16 protein-coding genes and 1 tRNA gene are annotated in these 18,643 nt (G+C 41.0%); 6 read left to right on the top strand and 11 right to left on the bottom strand.

Going from position 1 to position 18,643, the window contains the following annotated elements:
- Positions 1-16 precede the first annotated feature (16 nt).
- The 4 genes from HMAT_RS06835 to HMAT_RS06820 all read right to left on the bottom strand — a co-directional run bounded on the left by HMAT_RS06835 (position 17) and on the right by HMAT_RS06820 (position 6,430).
- Positions 17-3,286, bottom strand: coding sequence for a TonB-dependent receptor (locus tag HMAT_RS06835; protein ID WP_104382007.1), 3,270 nt, complete (start codon positions 3,284-3,286; stop codon positions 17-19).
- 37 nt (positions 3,287-3,323) lie between these two features.
- Positions 3,324-4,463, bottom strand: coding sequence for a FecR family protein (locus tag HMAT_RS06830; RefSeq protein ID WP_104382006.1), 1,140 nt, complete (start codon positions 4,461-4,463; stop codon positions 3,324-3,326).
- A gap of 65 nt (positions 4,464-4,528) precedes the next feature.
- Entirely contained in the window at positions 4,529-5,086 is a 558-nt protein-coding gene (locus HMAT_RS06825) for an RNA polymerase sigma-70 factor (RefSeq protein WP_104382005.1), read from the bottom strand.
- Between the two features lie 639 nt (positions 5,087-5,725).
- Positions 5,726-6,430: a TIGR00730 family Rossman fold protein gene (locus HMAT_RS06820; RefSeq protein WP_199768646.1), complete on the bottom strand. Its 705-nt coding sequence runs from the start codon at positions 6,428-6,430 to the stop codon at positions 5,726-5,728.
- A 117-nt stretch (positions 6,431-6,547) separates the two neighbouring features.
- Between HMAT_RS06820 and recR the strand changes: the two genes are divergently transcribed.
- Positions 6,548-7,162 (top strand): recombination mediator RecR, encoded by a 615-nt coding sequence (gene recR / locus HMAT_RS06815; RefSeq protein ID WP_104382003.1) that lies wholly within the window; start codon positions 6,548-6,550, stop codon positions 7,160-7,162.
- Here the strand turns inward: recR and HMAT_RS06810 are convergent.
- Genes HMAT_RS06810 through HMAT_RS06800 form a run of 3 tightly spaced genes read right to left on the bottom strand, consistent with a single transcriptional unit; the run spans position 7,159 to position 9,375 of the window.
- On the bottom strand, positions 7,159-8,334 hold the full coding sequence (locus HMAT_RS06810; protein WP_104382002.1) for an oxygenase MpaB family protein: 1,176 nt from the start codon (positions 8,332-8,334) through the stop codon (positions 7,159-7,161). The two genes, recR and HMAT_RS06810, sit on opposite strands and share 4 nt — an antisense overlap.
- Positions 8,335-8,388: 54 nt before the next feature.
- Positions 8,389-8,751 (bottom strand): hypothetical protein, encoded by a 363-nt coding sequence (locus HMAT_RS06805; RefSeq protein WP_104382001.1) that lies wholly within the window; start codon positions 8,749-8,751, stop codon positions 8,389-8,391.
- A gap of 3 nt (positions 8,752-8,754) precedes the next feature.
- Positions 8,755-9,375, bottom strand: a complete 621-nt coding sequence (locus tag HMAT_RS06800; protein WP_104382000.1) for a hypothetical protein — start codon at positions 9,373-9,375, stop codon at positions 8,755-8,757.
- Positions 9,376-9,589: 214 nt separating this feature from the next.
- Between HMAT_RS06800 and HMAT_RS06795 the strand changes: the two genes are divergently transcribed.
- Both HMAT_RS06795 and HMAT_RS06790 read left to right on the top strand, forming a co-directional pair.
- Entirely contained in the window at positions 9,590-10,441 is an 852-nt protein-coding gene (locus HMAT_RS06795; protein ID WP_104383333.1) for an AraC family transcriptional regulator, read from the top strand.
- Between the two features lie 77 nt (positions 10,442-10,518).
- Complete coding sequence (locus tag HMAT_RS06790) at positions 10,519-11,781, top strand: amidohydrolase (RefSeq protein WP_104381999.1); 1,263 nt, start codon at positions 10,519-10,521, stop codon at positions 11,779-11,781.
- Positions 11,782-11,867: 86 nt separating this feature from the next.
- Here HMAT_RS06790 and HMAT_RS06785 read toward each other — a convergent pair whose 3' ends face one another.
- Positions 11,868-12,464: a hypothetical protein gene (locus HMAT_RS06785; protein ID WP_104381998.1), complete on the bottom strand. Its 597-nt coding sequence runs from the start codon at positions 12,462-12,464 to the stop codon at positions 11,868-11,870.
- A 523-nt stretch (positions 12,465-12,987) separates the two neighbouring features.
- On the opposite strand from HMAT_RS06785, the gene HMAT_RS26985 reads away from it, so the two are divergent.
- The 3 genes from HMAT_RS26985 (at position 12,988) to HMAT_RS06770 (ending at position 16,020) form a co-directional block, all read left to right on the top strand.
- Positions 12,988-13,052: transfer RNA gene (locus HMAT_RS26985), tRNA-OTHER, on the top strand.
- Positions 13,053-13,389: 337 nt separating this feature from the next.
- Positions 13,390-14,484 carry a slipin family protein gene (locus HMAT_RS06775; RefSeq protein WP_104381996.1) on the top strand — a complete coding sequence of 365 codons (1,095 nt, stop codon included), beginning with the start codon at positions 13,390-13,392 and terminating at the stop codon, positions 14,482-14,484.
- 114 nt (positions 14,485-14,598) lie between these two features.
- Complete coding sequence (locus HMAT_RS06770) at positions 14,599-16,020, top strand: RtcB family protein (RefSeq protein ID WP_104381995.1); 1,422 nt, start codon at positions 14,599-14,601, stop codon at positions 16,018-16,020.
- 106 nt (positions 16,021-16,126) lie between these two features.
- Here HMAT_RS06770 and HMAT_RS06765 read toward each other — a convergent pair whose 3' ends face one another.
- The 3 genes from HMAT_RS06765 to HMAT_RS06755 form a co-directional block, all read right to left on the bottom strand.
- Positions 16,127-17,413, bottom strand: coding sequence for a chloride channel protein (locus tag HMAT_RS06765; protein ID WP_104381994.1), 1,287 nt, complete (start codon positions 17,411-17,413; stop codon positions 16,127-16,129).
- A gap of 168 nt (positions 17,414-17,581) precedes the next feature.
- The gene (locus HMAT_RS06760) at positions 17,582-18,040 is read right to left on the bottom strand and encodes a GyrI-like domain-containing protein (RefSeq protein WP_104381993.1); all 459 of its coding nucleotides are present in this window, start codon (positions 18,038-18,040) and stop codon (positions 17,582-17,584) included.
- 97 nt (positions 18,041-18,137) lie between these two features.
- Positions 18,138-18,599 (bottom strand): DUF6265 family protein, encoded by a 462-nt coding sequence (locus HMAT_RS06755; protein ID WP_104381992.1) that lies wholly within the window; start codon positions 18,597-18,599, stop codon positions 18,138-18,140.
- Positions 18,600-18,643: the final 44 nt, after the last annotated feature.

Here is an 18,643-nt window from a genome sequence, read left to right as displayed (position 1 = left end):
TATTCAGATTAAATGGTTAAAAGGTTAAGTTTAAACCAACGATAAAGGTGCGTGCCTGGGGTGAGGTGCCGAAATCGATACCCGGAGACATATTGGAACTTACCGTATATTGATTGGTCGCACTGTACATACTGACCTCGGGATCTAATCCAGAGTACTTCGTAAAGGTCAATAAGTTCTCACCGGTCACATAAAAACGCAACTTGTTCATTTTCCATTTTTCCAGGACTTGTTTGGGTATTGTATAGCCAAGTGTCAGGGATTTTAATCGTAGATAGGATCCTTTCTCAACAAATCGGGACGAGATCTTGGTATTGTAATTATCCTCCGTGTTGTTAAGATCAGGACGTGGCATCGTACTGTTTTTGTTTGTTGGACTCCAACGATCGAGGACGGTTGCACTTTGATTTCGGGGCTCCCACATACCCTCGGTATAAATACGTGTCGCATTGAGGATATCATTCCCCTGTACACCCTGTAAGAAAAAAGATAAATTAAAGTTCCTGTAACTGAAATCGTTTGTCATACCGTAGGAAAACTTAGGTGTGGCATTACCAATGACATTCATATCACTCGTCTGAAGACCGGCATCAGGATCAGCCATCTGATAAATCATGTCGCCAGTTTCCGGGTTGACACCTTTGGCTACGTAACCCCAAAACGAACCTAAAGCAAGCCCCTCTTTAGCAATGGTACTGTTTCCACGGCCGTCAATGTTACCATCATAATATGTTCCGCCATCAATATTCAGGACTTTGTTGCGATTGAGGCCAAAGGTTAGCGTTGTATTCCATTTAAAGTCATGGACAAAATTCCGGCTACTTAATTCCAATTCAAATCCTTTGTTCTGTAGATCGCCAAGGTTCCTAAGGACTTTGGCATATCCTGAGCTATAAGGGACCCGCGAATCAAGTAAAAGCCCTATCGTTTTTTTTGCATAATAGTCGGCGGCGACAGTCAATCTCGAATTTAAAAAGCTAGCATCAATACCAATATCCGTCTGGTTGGTCGTTTCCCATTTTAGGTTGGGATTATCCAATGTGATTGGGGTGTAGCCGGGCACAACTTGATCACCAATGACATAGGATCCCGTGACATCTATTAAGCCTAGGTAAGCGAATGCCGGTATCTGGCTATTTCCGACTTTACCCCAGCTTGCTCTTAGCTTCAAGTCGTTGACCGTGTTTTTCCAGGCTTCAAAGAAGCCTTCATTTGATATGCGCCAGCCTGCCGAGAAGGAGGGGAAACAACCCCAGCGGTTATTGGGGCCAAATACCGAAGATGCATCTGCCCTTAAATTGGCCGTTAATAAATACGTGCCATTATAATCATAACCTATCTTTGCTATTCCGGAAACAGTTGTCACTGCTGCATCCTTTGCGCTTGGCATTTCGGTAATCATAGATCCGCCGTTAACGGTACGGATCGCTGGATTGGCGAAATTCTGCGTGCTAATACTTGAACCTGTGGTTTGTGTTTTGGTCGTAATATACCCTAATAAACCGGTGAAGTGATGTTTTTCACTAAACGTCTTGTCGTAGTTTAATGTGTTTTCAGACATCCAATACTGATTGTCCTGTTGATCAAGCTGTGCTCTCCCTTTGTATTTCCGGCCTTCGGTGGTGCGAAACGGGTCCACAAAACTGCGGTATTGGTTGTTGTATTTCTCGTAGCCAAATAAGCTTTTGAACTTGAGTTCAGGAAAGATATTCGCCTCCACAAAAAAGTTTCCGGTGAATCTATTATTGACATAATAATGTTCATTCCCCGTTGCCAGTGCAACAGGGTTATCAAGATCGGTATAGAAAGGGTCCACCGTGAATGCTCCTTTGTCTCCGTATATTCCAATTACGGGCGAACCTAGGTAGGCATTCATAATGACCCCGTTTCTGGCGTTTTCAGGAATATCCACATCATACCATCTGTTATAGGACAAACTTGTTCCTACCTTAAATATCTTATTGATCTGGTGATCGAGGTTGACTTTAAAATTGACTTTGTTGACGGTATTTGTAATAACTGTACCATTATCCTTTTGATAGGATCCCGAGATATAAAATCCAGTTTTTTCATCTCCGCCACGTACTGAAGCCTGATATTTTTGGCTATGTCCGGTACGGAACAGTTGGTCGGGCCAATTGGTGTCTGCTGAATATTTCGACCAATCGGCTGCTTCTCCAACTTCGGTCATCAACTCTTTGTATTGTGCCGCATTCAGTACCTTTGGTCTTTTCCAGATAGTAGAAAAGCCCTGATAGGTTTCGAAGTTTACCAGCGTTTTGCCGTTATTTCCACGTTTGGTCGTAATTAAAACAACGCCGTTGGCTCCGGATGAACCGTAGACTGCCGCGGATGCCGCATCTTTCAAGACCGAGATACTCTGTATATCGGATGGATTGAGTTCCGAGATGTTCTCTGTAGGGACCCCGTCCAGAATATATAAGGGGTTGCTGCCTGCAGTGATTGTTGAGGTTCCACGGACACGGATAGAGAAACCTGCTTGTGGTTGACCAGAGGACTTGACGATTTCTACCCCGGCCATTTTTCCCTCCATAGCGCTGGCTAGTTGAGTTACAGGTCTGTCTTCAATATCCTTTGTGCTCATGGTGGCAATAGCGCCAGTAATATCCTTTTTCTTCTGTGTCCCAAAGCCTACGACAACTATCTGTTCCAATTGGTTATTGGCTGTTTTCAGCTGGACTGTTAGAAAAGCATTGCCGCTGATGGAATTGTTCACCGTTTCATAACCCACCGAGCTAAAGCTTAGTTGTTGTGCCGGTGCCGCCTCGATAGTAAATTCCCCCTGACTGTTGGTTTCCGCCTGACGGCCATTGTTCGTATTTCGGACGGTGACTCCGCTCAGGGGGGTTCCATCCATATCCACCACTTTTCCTTTGATATACTGTTGGACAGTTTGTTGATTTGCCTGCGGCCTATCTATTTTTCTTTTTAATACGATGGTGTTGTTGACAATCTTGTAAGAATAAGACAGTTCTTTTAGGTTATCATCCAAAATTTCTTCAATGGATCCATCCTTATGATGGATCAGAATCTTCTGGTTGTCATTGATCTGTGAGTTGTCGTAAAGAAATACATAGGAACTCTGGCGTTCGATTTCCCGCGCAAACTTCGCAAGCGTATATTCTTTATCATGTAACTTAATTTTGGATTGGCTCACAAAGGCGATAGCCGTGTTATTTACAGTTGCCATGCACTGGATAGCCAGTAAGGCACCAAAGAGTTTTGCCCGTTTATGTGCAAAATGATCAGATGGAAGTTTATACATAATTTAGTAAGGTAAATGTGTGCTATATTTAGATACTTTAAAGTTCTACTTCGATTTTGTTATTTTTCAATTGGCATTTTATATCCAGAAAATTGAGCGTTTCGATTAATTGTTGTGCTGTGGAGTTGCGCTTTATTTTTCCGGTCAATTCACGTTTTTCATTGGTTCCTTTGTAAATTATATCTACATTATACCAACGTTTAATGGCAGAAAGTGCCTGTTTTACTGGTGTGGATTCAAAATAGAAGAACCCATTTTTCCAGGCGATAGCTTCTTCTGTGTTTACATCAGCAATAACTAAGTTATTATTGGTACTGAATGCGGCCTGACCGGGTCTAAGCATTTTAGATCTCCCAGCTTGGGTGACCTGGACTGAACCTTCGATTAAGGTCGTCCGGTTGTCCTCATTTGGATAAGACTTTACATTAAAATGCGTCCCAAATACTCGAATGACCTGTTGATCAGCTTTGACATAGAAGGGTCTTTTCTTATCTGCTGTCACTTCAAAATAAGCTTCGCCAGACAGTTTTACCTCACGGTTATCAGCTGTGAAAGATTCAGGAAAGGTTAGCGTAGACCCCGCATTTAACCAAACCTTGCTGCCATCTGCGAGGATGATGTTGTATTCCGTGCCAATGGGTGTTTCTATCGTATTGGTTTTATTGCTAAGCTTACTTTTGTCAGGAGTAAATTGATATTGAACGGTACCTTCGGCTGTCGTTGTGATTTTTATCTTTCCATCTTGATGCAGCACATGTTGTCTATTATTGGAAAGGTCAATTTTTGTACCGTCAGCAAGTGTTAATATGGCAGTTTTTGTGCCCGGATGGACTTCTTTTTGGACCCGTGTGATTTGCCCTGTTTGCTCATAGTTTGTTAGCCTTACAAGATATAAAGGCAGCCCAAACAGGAGTACTAATGCAGCGGCAATTCCAGCCAATTTGTACCATCTTGGGATCCGTTTGATTTTGGAGTTTTCTATTTCCCGTTTGATATTGGACAATAACAGTTCCCTGAGTTGTTGCTCACTCGTTGCTATATCTGCCGGGATGGGTAAAGGGTTTTCGTTATTTTCCTGATACCACTGTTGTAAATATGCTTCTTCTTCTTTGGTACATGTACCCTGAAGCCATTTGTATGCTAATTGCTCAATTCGAAAACGATTGTTGTCAACCATATTTAGGGGTTATTTCTATATAGTTCCCGAAATAGGAAAATACCCTGACAGAAAGGTGAAAAAAATTACAATGTGATCAGAAAACGTTGAATACCAGTACGTATTTTTTTTAGCGCACGACCTAATTGGGTTTCCACAGTCTTCACGGAGATGTCTAATTCATCCGCAATCTGTTTGTAGGTCATTCCTTGTTCACGGGACAATTTGAATATCAGTTGACATTTCTCTGGGAGCGCAGCGACGAGCTGGTCCAGCCGCGTCCGTAATTCTTCAAATTGAATCCAGTCTTCGGTAGAATTATCGAAATCTACCCAATCGTTGCCATGATTAAAGGCCTCCCGTTTATAACGTTGGGCCATATATTTAAAAATCTTGTATTTAACGGCTACAGCGAGATAAGATGAAACATTACTTTCTATATGTAAATGCTGTCTTCGTAGCCAAATGGAGGTGAAGATATTCTGTACGATTTCCTGTGCATCTTCAAGTGAATCTGTTTTTCGGGCAGCCTGATAGTAGAGCTGCTTCCAGTAGCGCTCATATAATGCTTCGAAAGCTACATTATCATCCTGTTGAATCAATATGATCAACTCTTCATCCGAGTGGCTCCCAATATCTTTCATCTGAGACAATAATCTGTTTTTCTTCGGTTATATTATGTGACCATGCAATTTGTGCTGTAAATGTAGCTACTAATATTCCAATTTTAAAAATTAATATTGTAAACCTAGTTCAGGCTAACCTACTATCTAATTTGATCGCTCCGACAGACGTTCGTTTTTCGGTAAATATGAAATGCGTGTGAATCGGTTCGAAGATCGCGCTTTATCTACTTTAAAGATTGTCTAGTAGTTAAAATAATCAAGGGTACCTATTTTTGCTTTTTGCTGCTTTTTAGCAGTCAAATAGCTTGCTTAAAGCACTGTTAAAGTACATTGCGCTTTGTATGAAAATAGTACTTTATCTGTGCTTAACAAGTGCTATATCTGTACAGGGAACTGGGAGTCTCAAAGTATGCATCGAAAAAAATAGATAAAGTTTTCTATTGTTAATTTATAGTTTTTAAATATTTCTTTCTATTTAAGGCTAATATTTCCCTTAATTATGTGCAACAAAAACTATTGAAACGGCGATATCAATTCTTATTTACGGCGGATATTTGGCTGAGCGGTCGTGGTCATATTGCCTGGATATAATAGCACAAAAAGAGTATCTGATCTGATCGGATACTCTTTTTTGTGCTTTATCTGCTATTATAGCGATTAGAAGTTTGGTTTCAGCAAATATTTATCATAGAAGCGGAAAATATGATCGGCTGCTTCTTCAGCTGTATCCACGATGCGAAAAAGCTTGAGATCCTCTTCACTGATATACTTATTTGACAGCATGGTATTTTGCACCCAGTCCATTAGCCCTTTCCAGTACTCCGAACCGACTAATACAATTGGGAAACGGGCAATCTTACCTGTTTGGATCAAGGTAATCGCTTCAAAGAGTTCGTCCATTGTTCCAAAGCCCCCTGGCATAACGATATAACCTTGGGAGTATTTCATAAACATTACCTTTCGCACAAAAAAGTATTTGAACTCAAGTAATTTATCCCGATCAATATATTTGTTGTGAAACTGTTCAAATGGCAATTCAATATTCAAGCCCACAGATTTTCCGCCAGACTCATAGGCACCTTTATTCGCTGCTTCCATAATCCCGGGCCCACCACCAGATATTATACCATAACCGCGTTCAGTGAGTAGAGCAGCGATATCTACAGCCATCTGATAATATTTGTGTTCACGCGGAGTACGAGCCGAACCAAATATGGATACACAGGGGCCAATTTTAGCTAATTTTTCAAACCCGTCCACAAACTCTGACATGACTTTAAAAATCTGCCATGAATCTTTAACTTTAATTTCCTGCCATGTTTTGTTCTCAAAAGCGCGGATAATTTTATCTTCTTTTGTAATGTCCATATATAACGTTATACATTTAATTTCTAAAACCCATTTTTTTTCAAAAAGGAATACAATATAGCTATTTTTTTAATACTAGCTACTTTTTGCGATTATTCTTACATTTGCATTATGAATTTTTCTTCTAAACTTCTTGAGAACGCGGTTGCGGAATTTGGTAAATTACCGGGTGTGGGACAAAAGACAGCGCTAAGGCTAGTCTTGCATTTATTGAAGCAATCCGATCCTGAAGTGGCCCGTTTTACCGCCTCTATTGACCGATTGAAGGAAGATATTCAGTACTGCCAGGAATGCTTTAATATTTCGGACCATACGACCTGTGAAATATGCAATTCTTTCAAGCGGGATAAAAGCATCGTTTGTGTCGTGGAGGATACACGTGATGTCATGGCCATTGAAAATACGAATTCTTATCAAGGCGTTTATCATGTGCTGGGCGGACTGATTTCGCCCATGGATGGTATCGGTCCAGCTGATCTTAAAATTGAAGGTTTACTTAATCGTATTCAACGTAGTGGTGTAGAGGAGGTTATTTTGGCGTTGTCAGCGACAATGGAGGGGGATACAACGATCTTTTATCTGTACCGGAAGTTGCGTGAATTTGATATTAAGATTACCACAATCGCACGCGGTATTGCATTTGGAGGTGAGCTGGAATATGTCGATGAGCTCACATTGGGCAGATCGATTGCCACGAGAGTACCCTATGAACGAAATGTAGGTTAGTTGTAGGTCAAATAGATCTGTTTGACTCCCTCATGAACTTTTCGGCCTTTCCGTATCTGTTGCTGCCTTACTTCATCCTTTAGGATTTGACTGTTTTCCTTCTTGTTTTTAAGGATGTTGAAATAGGCGATTTTGCCTATAGTCGTTTTTTCAAGTCCCAATAATGCGCAGGAATAGGCTCCTAAAAGGTAGTTGTTATAATACAAGTGCACTTCCCGCATGAGTTTTCTGCCAAACTTGCTTCTTGGATATGCCGCGTTTACCGGTTCTTCCATGAGGGCTTGTGCGAGCGCGACACTATCCTGATCGCCTTCTTTTTGGGTCATTGTCCAATAATACAGTGATTTTATGGCGTCTTCTTCCGAATCTGTAAGAAAATTCAATGGAATGCCCAATAAAGTTCCCACATATTTCCAAAGATGAAATAAGCCTTCAATTTCAGGTTTTAAAATATTGAATTTCATTTGTTTGAGTCCAATTAAGTAAACTAATGAAAAGCCCAGGTTTGTCGCCAGCATATCCCAGGTGTTTAAAGGAATGCCCCATTTGTCAGAATCCCAGTCACCATGTTTTAATATATTCAATCGAGCAAATGAATGGATGCATCGGGTCAATAGAATGGCCTCAATACCGATACCGCCTTTTTTCAATGCGTCATTGGCTGTAATATCAACCCAAAATGTGACGGTTTCTGTTAAACGTTTTACCGCACCTTTTTTCAGTGCCCCGGTAAAAATTAGTGGTTTATTGATCGCACTGGATTCGTAGCCGCCCATAAGACAGTAATCCCGTAAGACAATGAGTCCGGTTAGTCCCGAGCGTTGACTGAGTTCGACCCCCTGCTGTATTTTTTGCCAATCGAGCCATTCGGGTTCCAGGATTACTGTATCCATGAAATCCGAAATCAATCCAACATAATCGGCTTCAATAGTTTTACCACACATATAGTCCCGAATCAGTTGCTGTCCCTTTGCGAAACCAATTTTCAGATGCAAATGTTCCACCAGTTGATCACAGGCTTTGTCATATTGGTATAGCAACGGTATAAATTGTGCTGCCTGCGCTAGGTCAGGAGTGGTCGGCAATTTAGCCAGTAAGCTAGCTCCAATACCTTTTGTCCAGTAAAAGTGAAAAGAGGTTGTGTTAATTTTAAAGCGCTCGGGAATTTTCATTTTTGATAAAATATATATGACTTGAATTCACTCGTTCTGAATTCAAGATGTAACTTATTGGATTGTCCATAATACATAGGAGCCCATTATATCAAGTTTTTGCCCCCTTTTTGTGCATGTGAAGTCTATATAATCTGTCTGACAGGAAATAATGTCACTACAACAGAATTGTCTGGAAATTTTGAAATGAACGCGAAAAGAGCCTTTTGAGGTGATGGAATCAAAGGAAATGTTGCCGATGCTAAAATCGGTCAAGTTCGGAGCACCATCTTTATCTTCCAGCTGATTAACGACATGATCATCAATCTGACGACGTTGTTCAGGGCTTAATAGCTCCCAAAACTGGACGGGATCATCAATCAGTGCGTCAAAATTACCGTCTACTGCGACGGTGAATTGTACTGCGGTTTCTGCCATGTTTTAGTATACATTAAACTCCCTCCAATTGGGGATGTACAAGTTATAAATAGCTTCGGATTCTTTCTTCGTTTTTTTAGAAAATTTACAAAATGCTGCTAAAACAATCAAATTCAACTGTTCTTTATCAAGTTCAATCAATCGCGAAGAAAAACAGATCTCGTTGCCTTGAATTTTATAATTCGAGTTCGATCGCTTGCTTAAACGAATAGCACTGATCGCATAGTTATCCAGTTGTTCTTCCCAAAAAGATACTATTTTGATCAATTCATTGTATAAAAGATTTATACTCCATGCTTTGAGTAACTTTAAGGTGTTTACATTTTTTCGTTGATGAATCCAGATGCTGCTTGACTTAAGTTCAATGGATGCAGCAGATACCGTCGAAAAAACCTTAACAAGGTAAGGCTTCTTGAATAGATAATAAGGGTTTTCAAGATAAGAATAGGATTGATCTTCTCCCTGGTCTACTGGCGGATTGAGCTTGATATATTGCTTCAAAGAGTTAATATCGTAATAAGGCGGGGCATAGATACGATAGGGAGTATGTGTTCCCTGAATCTGAATATAATCTTTGTTCCAGCTGACGATTTCATAAAAATTATGATCAATTTCAATCTGCATATAAAAACTTTTTTTTAAAGTTATTTGAAAACCCGTCGGGCTGTTTTTCGTTCTAAACTGGATTTTTAGTCCTGCGCAACTTCCGATTTTCTATAAACTGAAATCAAAGTAACTATATTTTTGCATTAAACCCATTAATTGGGCGAAAATTCCTTCATTGGCTAAATTGCCATTTTTGTTTTCCAGGATTTATGATTTATCTTTGAATCTGTTTATGCATCATCCCACTGACCATTTCCCAATATTAAATCTGCAGAAATTCTACGATGGAATAATGTCCGACCGTGATTTACTTTTTCATGAATTAAGCGGAAAGCGGGAGATTGAAGAACCTCACAAGCACGATTTTTTTATTTTACTGCTCTTCGAAAAAGGGACCGGTACGCATAGCGTAGACTTTGAGACTTTTAATTTAGGGGAGCGTCAATTGCACCTTGTATTTCCAGGACAGGTACATCAATGGTCGATGACAGACCCTACACATGGGTTGCAATTGATGATCAGCAGGTCGTGGTTTGAAAGCCTTTTACCTGCATTGCGCTTTCCAGTATCCTATTATTTGCGGCATTTGGTGATTGCTTTATCCAAATCAGGTTATCAGGCTCTGGAACAGGAATTTCGGGCGATTTCCAAAGACTTGAAAGAAAAAGAAATTCTATGGGAACTCATCTACGCCAGGGTCAAAGTAATTGCATTGCTGATCAGTAAATTTGTCGCTGACAATTTTAACGATTATGACCAATATCAGGATAACCCAATCATTGCGAAATTTGTGCAATTGATAGATTGTTGGTATAAAACTGAACGATCTGTTGCGTTTTATGCGGAGAAATTAAACATTTCTGCCAATTATCTGAATGTACTTAGCAATAAAATTTTTCAGGTATCGGCTTCTGCTTTGATTCAGGAGCGGATATTGCTGGAAGCCAAAAGATTGCTGAAAATATCGAATAAATCCGTTAAGGATATTGTTTTTGACCTGGGCTTTTATGACAATGCTAGTTTTAGTAAGTTTTTCAAGAGCCATACCGATATGACGCCTAGCCAATTTAGGACCCAACCATAATATTTACAAATGATGTGATAATATCTACAAAGCGGAAAGCTCCAAATAGCCTAGTTTTGAAAAAAAATGATATTGTCATGAACGAATTAATTCAGCGCAGTGAGCAGTATACACTGGAAAATGTACGATTGGAAACGGGTTTTCTATACCGGGAAGGACAAGTTATTGGAACTGATACCGCGCTTTTTTCCATAACGGTAACGGATGGAAAAATACAGGAAATTCGGCCGGCCCAAACCGGCGATGGAAAAGGACCATTCAATGCCAATGGAAAGTTGGCATTACCTGCATTTAGGGATATGCACATTCACTTGGATAAAACGTTATACGGTCTTCCTTGGAAAGCTGTATTTCCTAAAAACAGGACGGTGAAGGATATGATCGCACGCGAGCAGGAAATTATTCCTGAACTACTCAATACATCCGTAGAAAGAGCCGAAAAACTAATTATGTTGTTACAAGGCTATGGAACTCATTTTGCGAGGACACATTTTAACGTTGACCCAACCTCGGGGACTAAATCATTGGAACATCTGCTCAGGGCACTCGAGCATGTGAAAGCGTCTTTTGGTGCGGAATTGGTTGCCTTCCCACAACATGGATTGTATTACACGGATTCAACCGGACTGATGCGTGAAATTGCCGCTTGGGACAAGGTTGATTTTATAGGCGGTTTAGATCCTTATAGTATAGACGGAAGTATTGAAAAACCGATTGACTTTACTGTTCAGTTAGCCTTGGACAACAAAAAAGGAATTGATATTCACTTGCATGAGGGGGGAGAATCAGGTGCTAAAACCATTCATTATTTAATAGATAAAGTGCTTGAGAATCCCGAGCTACAGGGGCGTACATTTATCAGTCATGCCTTTGCATTGGGGTATATGGCTCCAAAGGATCTGCAATACACCGCCGAACGTTTGGCCGCAGCCAAAGTCGGCATTGCCAGTTCGGTTCCTTTACGAAATATGCTCATGCCATTACCGCAACTACGCAAGGCTGGAGTGGAGGTACTTATAGGAAATGATAATGTACAGGATCATTGGGGCACTTTCGGCAGTGGAAATATGCTGCAAAAAGCCAATCTTGCAGCACAATTGTATGGTTACGAAACGGAATTTGACCTATCCCGAAGTTTGTATTATGCTACAAATGGGAAATTACCTTTGGATGATAAGGGCAATAGGACATGGCCAAAGGTAGGTGATGAGGCAAGTTTCTTACTGGTGGATGCAAGCTGCTCCGCGGAAGCGGTATCGCGAATTTCTGCTGTAGACGGACTGTTGCATAAGGGCAATATCGTAAAATGGCGTAATTCGCCACCTATTCAATTTGCTTAAACGCCCCATTTATAGTACTATGTAGCCACTTTTTATCCTCAAAAATAGAAAGTGGTTTTTTTCAGATCAACTGTTTTCTAACGCCGTTATTCTACAAAGACTGTCTTGCAATAATCAATCTTATAGTTATTCTTTTCGACAGCCAGTTGTACCTCGTTTTGTGTCTTTATATCATCGCCGTAATCTATAAATATGCTGTATTTATTTGTGCCTAACTTTTTGATAAGTACATTGTTGATCCTTAGGGCATCATCATTGCCTCGGCCAAATAACCACATTTCCTGTGTTTGTAGAGGATAAATCTTTTCCCATTTGGTTTTGTATCGTGCTTTTGCGACGGGTAATTCAGCATCTGTCAGGTTAGAAGGACCATAGATTTCATTGGCATCTTGCAGGAATTCCATAAAACGTGCCGTACAGACGGTCTCTTCTTTGTCTAAATAATAACAATACTTTCCAGAATTGCCACCTTCGCAGCGAAAAATGGCCTCCAGCCATTCTTTGGCCGGATCTGCAGCTGCTTTTGACGTAACTTGATCATTGTTTTTTGTGCTGTCCGATAGCAAGATCCTTTTTTCGTTTTTACGCATTTCCCTGGCCGGATTATTCGTCTTGTCCGAGCCTTTACAGCCTGCGCTAGCAAGCAATACAGCCAATATGGCCGAAAATATTTTTACACTCATTTTAGGATGATTTCATGTTGTTTATGCAGACGTAAAATTAGTATTTATATCGGAAGCCGTTATCATGGATTTCAGTGATATTTTTTGCTTTCGAATGGTTCGTGTACGTCAACTACGCTATGGTTTTTTCTCGTGTACGCATTCTAATTGCGCATTAATTTTTTTTACTCTTATGTGTGGTCAGATTTTAAATTTTTTATATTTTATAATCAGTGTGTTGTGTTTTTGTTTGCTATTTTTTTGTGGTTTAATTATACTGCGCAACTTGCCTGCATACTCGCCGTGCGATCTTTGTCATGTCAGCAATGATAAACGTTCTTTGATGAAAATAATAGCAAAATGCTTTTAAGATATGTGCCTCTCTGTGAAGGGAGCACGAAAATACTCTCAGGCTTTGACTTGCATCCCAGTCTCCTGTTTCTGTATAGCAGGATAGTGTTGTTCCCGATGGGATTCAATATACTGATAAGATGAAAAGCATGAGAGAAGATTGCCAGGGATGAAGGTTCGAATCCTTCCCTCGAAAGGGGTAGCTCAAGGGTAGAGCATGGCCTTTGTTTGTATCGTGTGGGTTCGAATCCCACTTCCATTTTCGGATGGAATAGCATAAGGGTATTGCACAGAATTTAGGTTCTGGATTTGAAAGTTAACCTTCTTTAGAAAGGTCAGTTAATTAAAGCTTGCTATAATTTGTCTGGTCTTGGAGAGCGCTTTGTTTCTCTTCGGGACAGTTGGTGAAGGGCCTGCGATCGGGAACATCTCAAACAGAGCCGATACAGGAAGAGGGGATAGCAGCTCGCGGTGCTAGCTGTCTTGAAGTTTCTAAGTGTAAAGGTCTGTATGGGCTCTTTTTGATTCCGCCCTGCATTGATGGACAAATAATAGCAGGTTTTTCATTAGATAATAGTATAAAACAAAAGATAGTATGAAAAGAGTACAAGTAAATGGCAATGAAATTGGATTGGTGGTTAAGAATAACCAAGTCATCCGCGTATTGGAAACCGGTAAATACTGGTTGGGTTTCGGCGAAAAACTGGAGCTATACAATAGGGCACATTCATTTCCGTCCAACCACAACATTGATGTGCTCTTACTGCTGGAGGGCTTTCGTGAATTGGTTGACATTGTTGAAGTGGAGGATACCGCCATTGCGCTCGTTTTCTTAAACAATAATTTTGAGAAGACCTTGGCGGCAGGTAGACATGTATTCTGGAAAGGTCTACAGTTGCGTAAATTTCAATTGGAGGATATTTCGGAAATCGAAATACCGGCTTCTGTCAACCGTCAATTGTTTGAAAAGCAAACTTTGGCTTACTATATCCGCCAATATAAAGTGGAACCAAATGAGAAAGGCTTACTTTTTGTTGATGGTGTGTTTACGGAAATTTTAAATCCAGGAACATATTTTTGGTGGAAGAATGCAAAAACAATCGCAGTTTCAAAAGCGGATATACGTGTGTTGACCTTGGATGTGGTCGGACAGGAGATTCTATCGCGGGACAAAGCACAGATACGAGTCAATTTCACTTTACAATATCAAATCGTGGATATCGTGAAAGCGCTGTTGGATCATAGAGAATACGAGAAGCAATTGTATGCGGTGATGCAGTTAAATCTGCGTACCTATATCGGGCAGATGACTTTGGACGAACTGATGGAGAAGAAGACCGAGATCAGCAGCTATATTTTAGAAAATACCACTGCTTATATCGCCGGACTGGGACTACGCTTATTAACTTGCGGTGTCAAAGACATTATTCTTCCCGGAGATGTCCGTGATATTATGAATCAGGTGCTGATCGCAGAAAAACGGGCACAGGCAAATATTATTATGCGGCGTGAAGAAACCGCTTCCACAAGAAGTTTGCTCAACACGGCGAAACTTATGGAGGAGAACAACATGTTGTTTAAATTGAAAGAAATGGAATATGTAGAAAAAATCGCCGAAAAGATCAATAGCATATCTGTTTCAGGAAATGGACAGATTGTCGATCAGTTAAAGCAATTGTTTGTGAAATAACGAGCATAGAAAGGATATAAAATTGGAAAAAAGAGGTGCAGGTGGCAATTGTAAAGAGGTATTGCCACCTGTTTGGAATTCGGTTAATTCCCCTCAATAACAAAAAGATAAAAAATGGAAAATAAAAGAATCAACGGCAATGATCTGATTGCATTGGGATATAAAGAAAATCATACATTGGGTGCTGCGTTGAAAATCAATAGCAAGCGACACGGTTTGACCAAAACGGAAATGTTGGACAAATTTAAAGCTGTGCTGGAAAATCCATCCGCATATGTGGAGGATACGGTGTTCAGTGTACTGGCGCATGCCATATTAGGCCAGGATACAGTAGATGCCTTCCTGATTGCCCTAAATGAAAATCCCATGGGATATACCATTTATGGGGAGTCTGAAATTGAAGCGGGGGCCAAGGAGCAGATGAACGTGGCGATGAAGCTTCCTGTGACCGTTGCCGGTGCATTAATGCCGGATGCGCATCAAGGTTATGGCCTTCCGATAGGCGGTGTACTGGCGACCAATAATGCGGTGATCCCGTATGGCGTAGGGGTTGATATTGGTTGTCGAATGGCTTTGTCCATATTTGATCTGCCAGCATCCCTTTTGGACACACATACCGATACATTAAAGGAAACTATCCTGAAACATACGCGATTTGGCGCCGGTAATGGGTATCTGAAACACGAACGCGTGGAGCACGCAGTGTTGGAAAACTCCTTGTTTTCGGAGAATAATCTGCTTGCATCGTTAAAAGATAAAGCATGGACGCAGTTAGGTTCTTCGGGGGGCGGCAACCACTTTGTGGAATTTGGGATGGTGGAATTCAATGAAAAGGATGAAGTACTGGATATTGAGAAAGGAATTTACTTGGGCTTGCTAACACATTCTGGATCCCGAGGATTGGGGGCCACCGTGGCTGCTCACTATACCAAATTGGCTAAGTCTTTATGTAAGCTGCCTTATCAAGCGCAGCATCTGGCTTATCTGGACTTAGATACAATGGAAGGACAGGAGTATTGGTTGGCAATGAATTTAGCGGGTGATTACGCTTCTGCCTGTCACGAAGTTATCCATGAAAAGATAAAAACTGCTTTGGGTGCCGAGCTGCTGGCGAAAATTGAAAACCATCATAATTTTGCTTGGAAAGAACGCTGGAATGACCGAGAGGTTATAGTACACCGAAAAGGCGCTACTCCTGCGGCCAAAGGAGTCTTGGGGATTATTCCGGGCTCCATGGCGACTCCGGGTTTTTTGGTTCGCGGAAAGGGTGAGATGGCGGCGATTCAATCGGCTTCCCATGGTGCGGGGCGTTTAATGAGCCGTACGCAGGCGATCAAAACGCTTTCGTCCGTTGAACTGAAAAATATACTGACTGATCAGGGAATTACGTTGTTAGGGGCGGGAATGGATGAAGCGCCTATGGCATACAAAGACATTCATACTGTCATGGCCTCCCAAGAGGAATTGGTGGATATTGTGGCTAAGTTCTCACCAAAGATTGTTCGCATGGCAGACGATGGTAGCCGTGAGGACTAACATGGAACTGCTTTTTTGTTTTTTTAATTGTGTGATCCATTCTGGCCTTTCAGACAGGTCTTATGAATTCCTCGTGTTGGCAGCTTGTATAAAAGCAAACAAGCTGTTAACTATGGGCGACTTCTTTATAGGTGTACACATTATAAGGGTAGATCTTTTTGGCAAGCAATTTAGAGACAAGACTGGACAGCAGCAACGGTGCGAATAGTATATAACCTGAAGGAACGATACTTGCAACGATAAAAATTGCTGTAAAAGGAGCATGGATGGCTGCCGAAAGCATAGCAGCTGCGCCAAATAACGCGAAATTAATGACAATGAGCTGGGTGCCGAGATAATGGTTGCAAATCTGTGCAAAAAACACGCCGAAGAGTGCACCCGTTACAATACTTGGTGCGAAGACGCCACCATCACCGCCAGCGCCCAAGGTAAGCGCCGCCGCCAAAGGTTTTAACAGCACCAACAAAAGCAATGGGAGTACATATAGCCAATTGACCGATCCATGCAAACTACTTTCCAGGATTTCTCCAAGACCATGATAACTATCACCATACAATAGCGGTAGAAAGAATATCAGCAGGCCCACACTGAGCGCTCCCAAATTGACCCGAATAAAATTATTCTTTATTCCAGCAAAGAACGATTTTGCATAGATCACAATTTTAGTGAAATACAGCGCCAATAAACCGGCTATTAATGCCAGGATAATAATATAAGGAATTGCCTGCCATTGCCATTGCTTTGCCGCGAAGTGAAACAAGGGAGCCGCATCCATACAGTAAACAAATAAAGAAGCAACAAGCATTGAACTGATACCACTTATCATTAGTGTTTTGTTGTATTTTCTGGAAATAACTTCAAAGGCAAATAATAGGCCGCCCAATGCGCTGCCAAACAATAAGGTCACTCCGGCGATAACACCGGCGCAGATCAGTTCGGTCTTATAGGCCCAGGCGGGATGGAGGCGTTTATAGGCCTGATTACCTACCGTTGCTGTTGCGACCACCGTTGAGACTTCAATCCCTGTTGATCCACCGAAAATAACGGTCAAAAAGCCATTGATATAATGGGATGGAATTTTAAAAAAAGGTAAATGATCTTTTCGTGTCTCGAGTGTCGTGTAAATCTCCTTGATCCCTTTATTTTTTCTATTTTGAAAAGCATATTTCCGGAGGAAATATATTGCTGTGATGCCTATGCTGGGCAAGATGATAAATAGTCGGCGATCTAGGTGTACAACGCGCTCCGCTATACTTTCCTGAATGTAGCCCGTGATATGTTTGAGGCTATAGGCCAACAAGCAACAGATCACGCTCACAATAACTGAGCTTCCAGTTAATTTAAGGTAGCTATATCGAACAATTTTCCTGCGATGTGTGGTGGTGCCCTGCATATTGTTTTGCTTTAAATCGGCACAAAGGTAAAAGATATTTTGGCGAAAATAAAAGCAAGGCGGCTCCGACATACCTATTGTTACATTGGCTGACAGAGCCGTTCATGTTGTCAGGGTTTAACAAATTGAGCTGTTATCGCCCCGATGGGTGCTATTCAGTTATTTTGCTTATTGGAGCGCGATGAAAATATCGACTTTAGCTTGTTCGGGATTTTGTGCCTTTTCTCCATAAACTTCAAAATCTGCTGAAAATGCGCGCGGGAGATCGGCTTCCCAAATGTTCAGCCATGCGTCGTAAACAATGCCCGCTTCCAGATTCCCTTTAGCTTCGACATGATAGTAGACATTTTCCTCAATGCGTATGCCGTCCATGTCATCCGGAACATCATCGAGGTGGGCAACCTTGCAGCCCAGCAAAGTGGTGTAGGGTAGGGTGTGATCCTTTTCATACTCGGTATAAACACAATAGAGCTCATTGGAAACTTTGTTTGGAATCCGGTTCATGATATCATTTTCAAAAAATCGAGCCCAGAGATCCGGAATATCTTTGGCGGCCTGACTGTTCTGATTGCTTGTGCGTATCGCAATTCCAATAATATTAAAAGAAGGAATAGATCTGTTTTTCATGCGTTTTATATTTTCTCCAAAAATAGATCCGCCAACTGACAACTGTCTGTCATTAGGAATCACTGAAATAAAAAATTATTGTTCCTGAAGCTTTAAGTCAATGTGATTCATGTATTACTTTATGTAAATCAAAAGTATGTCCTTGTCCGGATTTTCCCTCAACTGAGATGTGCAGACGATCACCTTCAAGTCGGGTATAGCGTATGTGTTTGGGAAAATCGTGGGCAATATTGCTAAACGAATACGTGCTGTCCTGATAGCTTAATTCGAAATCTATTTCTTTTCCATTGTTTTGACCGATCACTAGTGCCGAATAGATAATTTTATTGCCCTGTTTTCTAATTTTCAGGTACTCACTTATTATTTTCTGACCATTTTTTATCGCATAGGACATGCCCTTTAATTCACTGTCGCTGATCTGGTCCCAGTGCTCGTAACTGTCTTTACCAACTACTTTCCAGGTGCCTTGTAGAAAGGTCGGAAAGGGGCTTTGTGCGGATACTGACTTGGACAAAACGATACAGAAAAGACTAAGCCACACGATTATTGATTTTTTCATTTCTATATTAATTTAGTTTATAACAGGCTGTTGGTTTTTGTTAC

This window comes from Sphingobacterium sp. HMA12, assembly GCF_002933815.1.
Classification (GTDB): Bacteria; Bacteroidota; Bacteroidia; order Sphingobacteriales; family Sphingobacteriaceae; genus Sphingobacterium.
Note: the sequence above shows the minus strand (reverse complement) of the source record. Positions and strands in the feature narration are given on the sequence as shown.

Excerpts from the sequence above, each read along its gene's own strand:
- HMAT_RS06800 (WP_104382000.1), bottom strand. The coding sequence starts at position 9,375 with ATGCAGATTGAAATTGATCATAATTTTTATGAAATCGTCAGCTGGAAC.
- HMAT_RS06765 (WP_104381994.1), bottom strand. The coding sequence starts at position 17,413 with ATGCAGGGCACCACCACACATCGCAGGAAAATTGTTCGATATAGCTAC.
- HMAT_RS06790 (WP_104381999.1), top strand. The coding sequence starts at position 10,519 with ATGAACGAATTAATTCAGCGCAGTGAGCAGTATACACTGGAAAATGTA.
- recR (WP_104382003.1), top strand. The coding sequence starts at position 6,548 with ATGAATTTTTCTTCTAAACTTCTTGAGAACGCGGTTGCGGAATTTGGT.
- HMAT_RS06805 (WP_104382001.1), bottom strand. The coding sequence starts at position 8,751 with ATGGCAGAAACCGCAGTACAATTCACCGTCGCAGTAGACGGTAATTTT.
- HMAT_RS06760 (WP_104381993.1), bottom strand. The coding sequence starts at position 18,040 with ATGAAAAACAGATCTATTCCTTCTTTTAATATTATTGGAATTGCGATA.
- HMAT_RS06755 (WP_104381992.1), bottom strand. The coding sequence starts at position 18,599 with ATGAAAAAATCAATAATCGTGTGGCTTAGTCTTTTCTGTATCGTTTTG.
- HMAT_RS06770 (WP_104381995.1), top strand. The coding sequence starts at position 14,599 with ATGGAAAATAAAAGAATCAACGGCAATGATCTGATTGCATTGGGATAT.
- HMAT_RS06795 (WP_104383333.1), top strand. The coding sequence starts at position 9,590 with ATGCATCATCCCACTGACCATTTCCCAATATTAAATCTGCAGAAATTC.
- HMAT_RS06835 (WP_104382007.1), bottom strand. The coding sequence starts at position 3,286 with ATGTATAAACTTCCATCTGATCATTTTGCACATAAACGGGCAAAACTC.
- HMAT_RS06825 (WP_104382005.1), bottom strand. The coding sequence starts at position 5,086 with ATGAAAGATATTGGGAGCCACTCGGATGAAGAGTTGATCATATTGATT.
- HMAT_RS06775 (WP_104381996.1), top strand. The coding sequence starts at position 13,390 with ATGAAAAGAGTACAAGTAAATGGCAATGAAATTGGATTGGTGGTTAAG.
- HMAT_RS06830 (WP_104382006.1), bottom strand. The coding sequence starts at position 4,463 with ATGGTTGACAACAATCGTTTTCGAATTGAGCAATTAGCATACAAATGG.
- HMAT_RS06785 (WP_104381998.1), bottom strand. The coding sequence starts at position 12,464 with ATGAGTGTAAAAATATTTTCGGCCATATTGGCTGTATTGCTTGCTAGC.
- HMAT_RS06810 (WP_104382002.1), bottom strand. The coding sequence starts at position 8,334 with ATGAAAATTCCCGAGCGCTTTAAAATTAACACAACCTCTTTTCACTTT.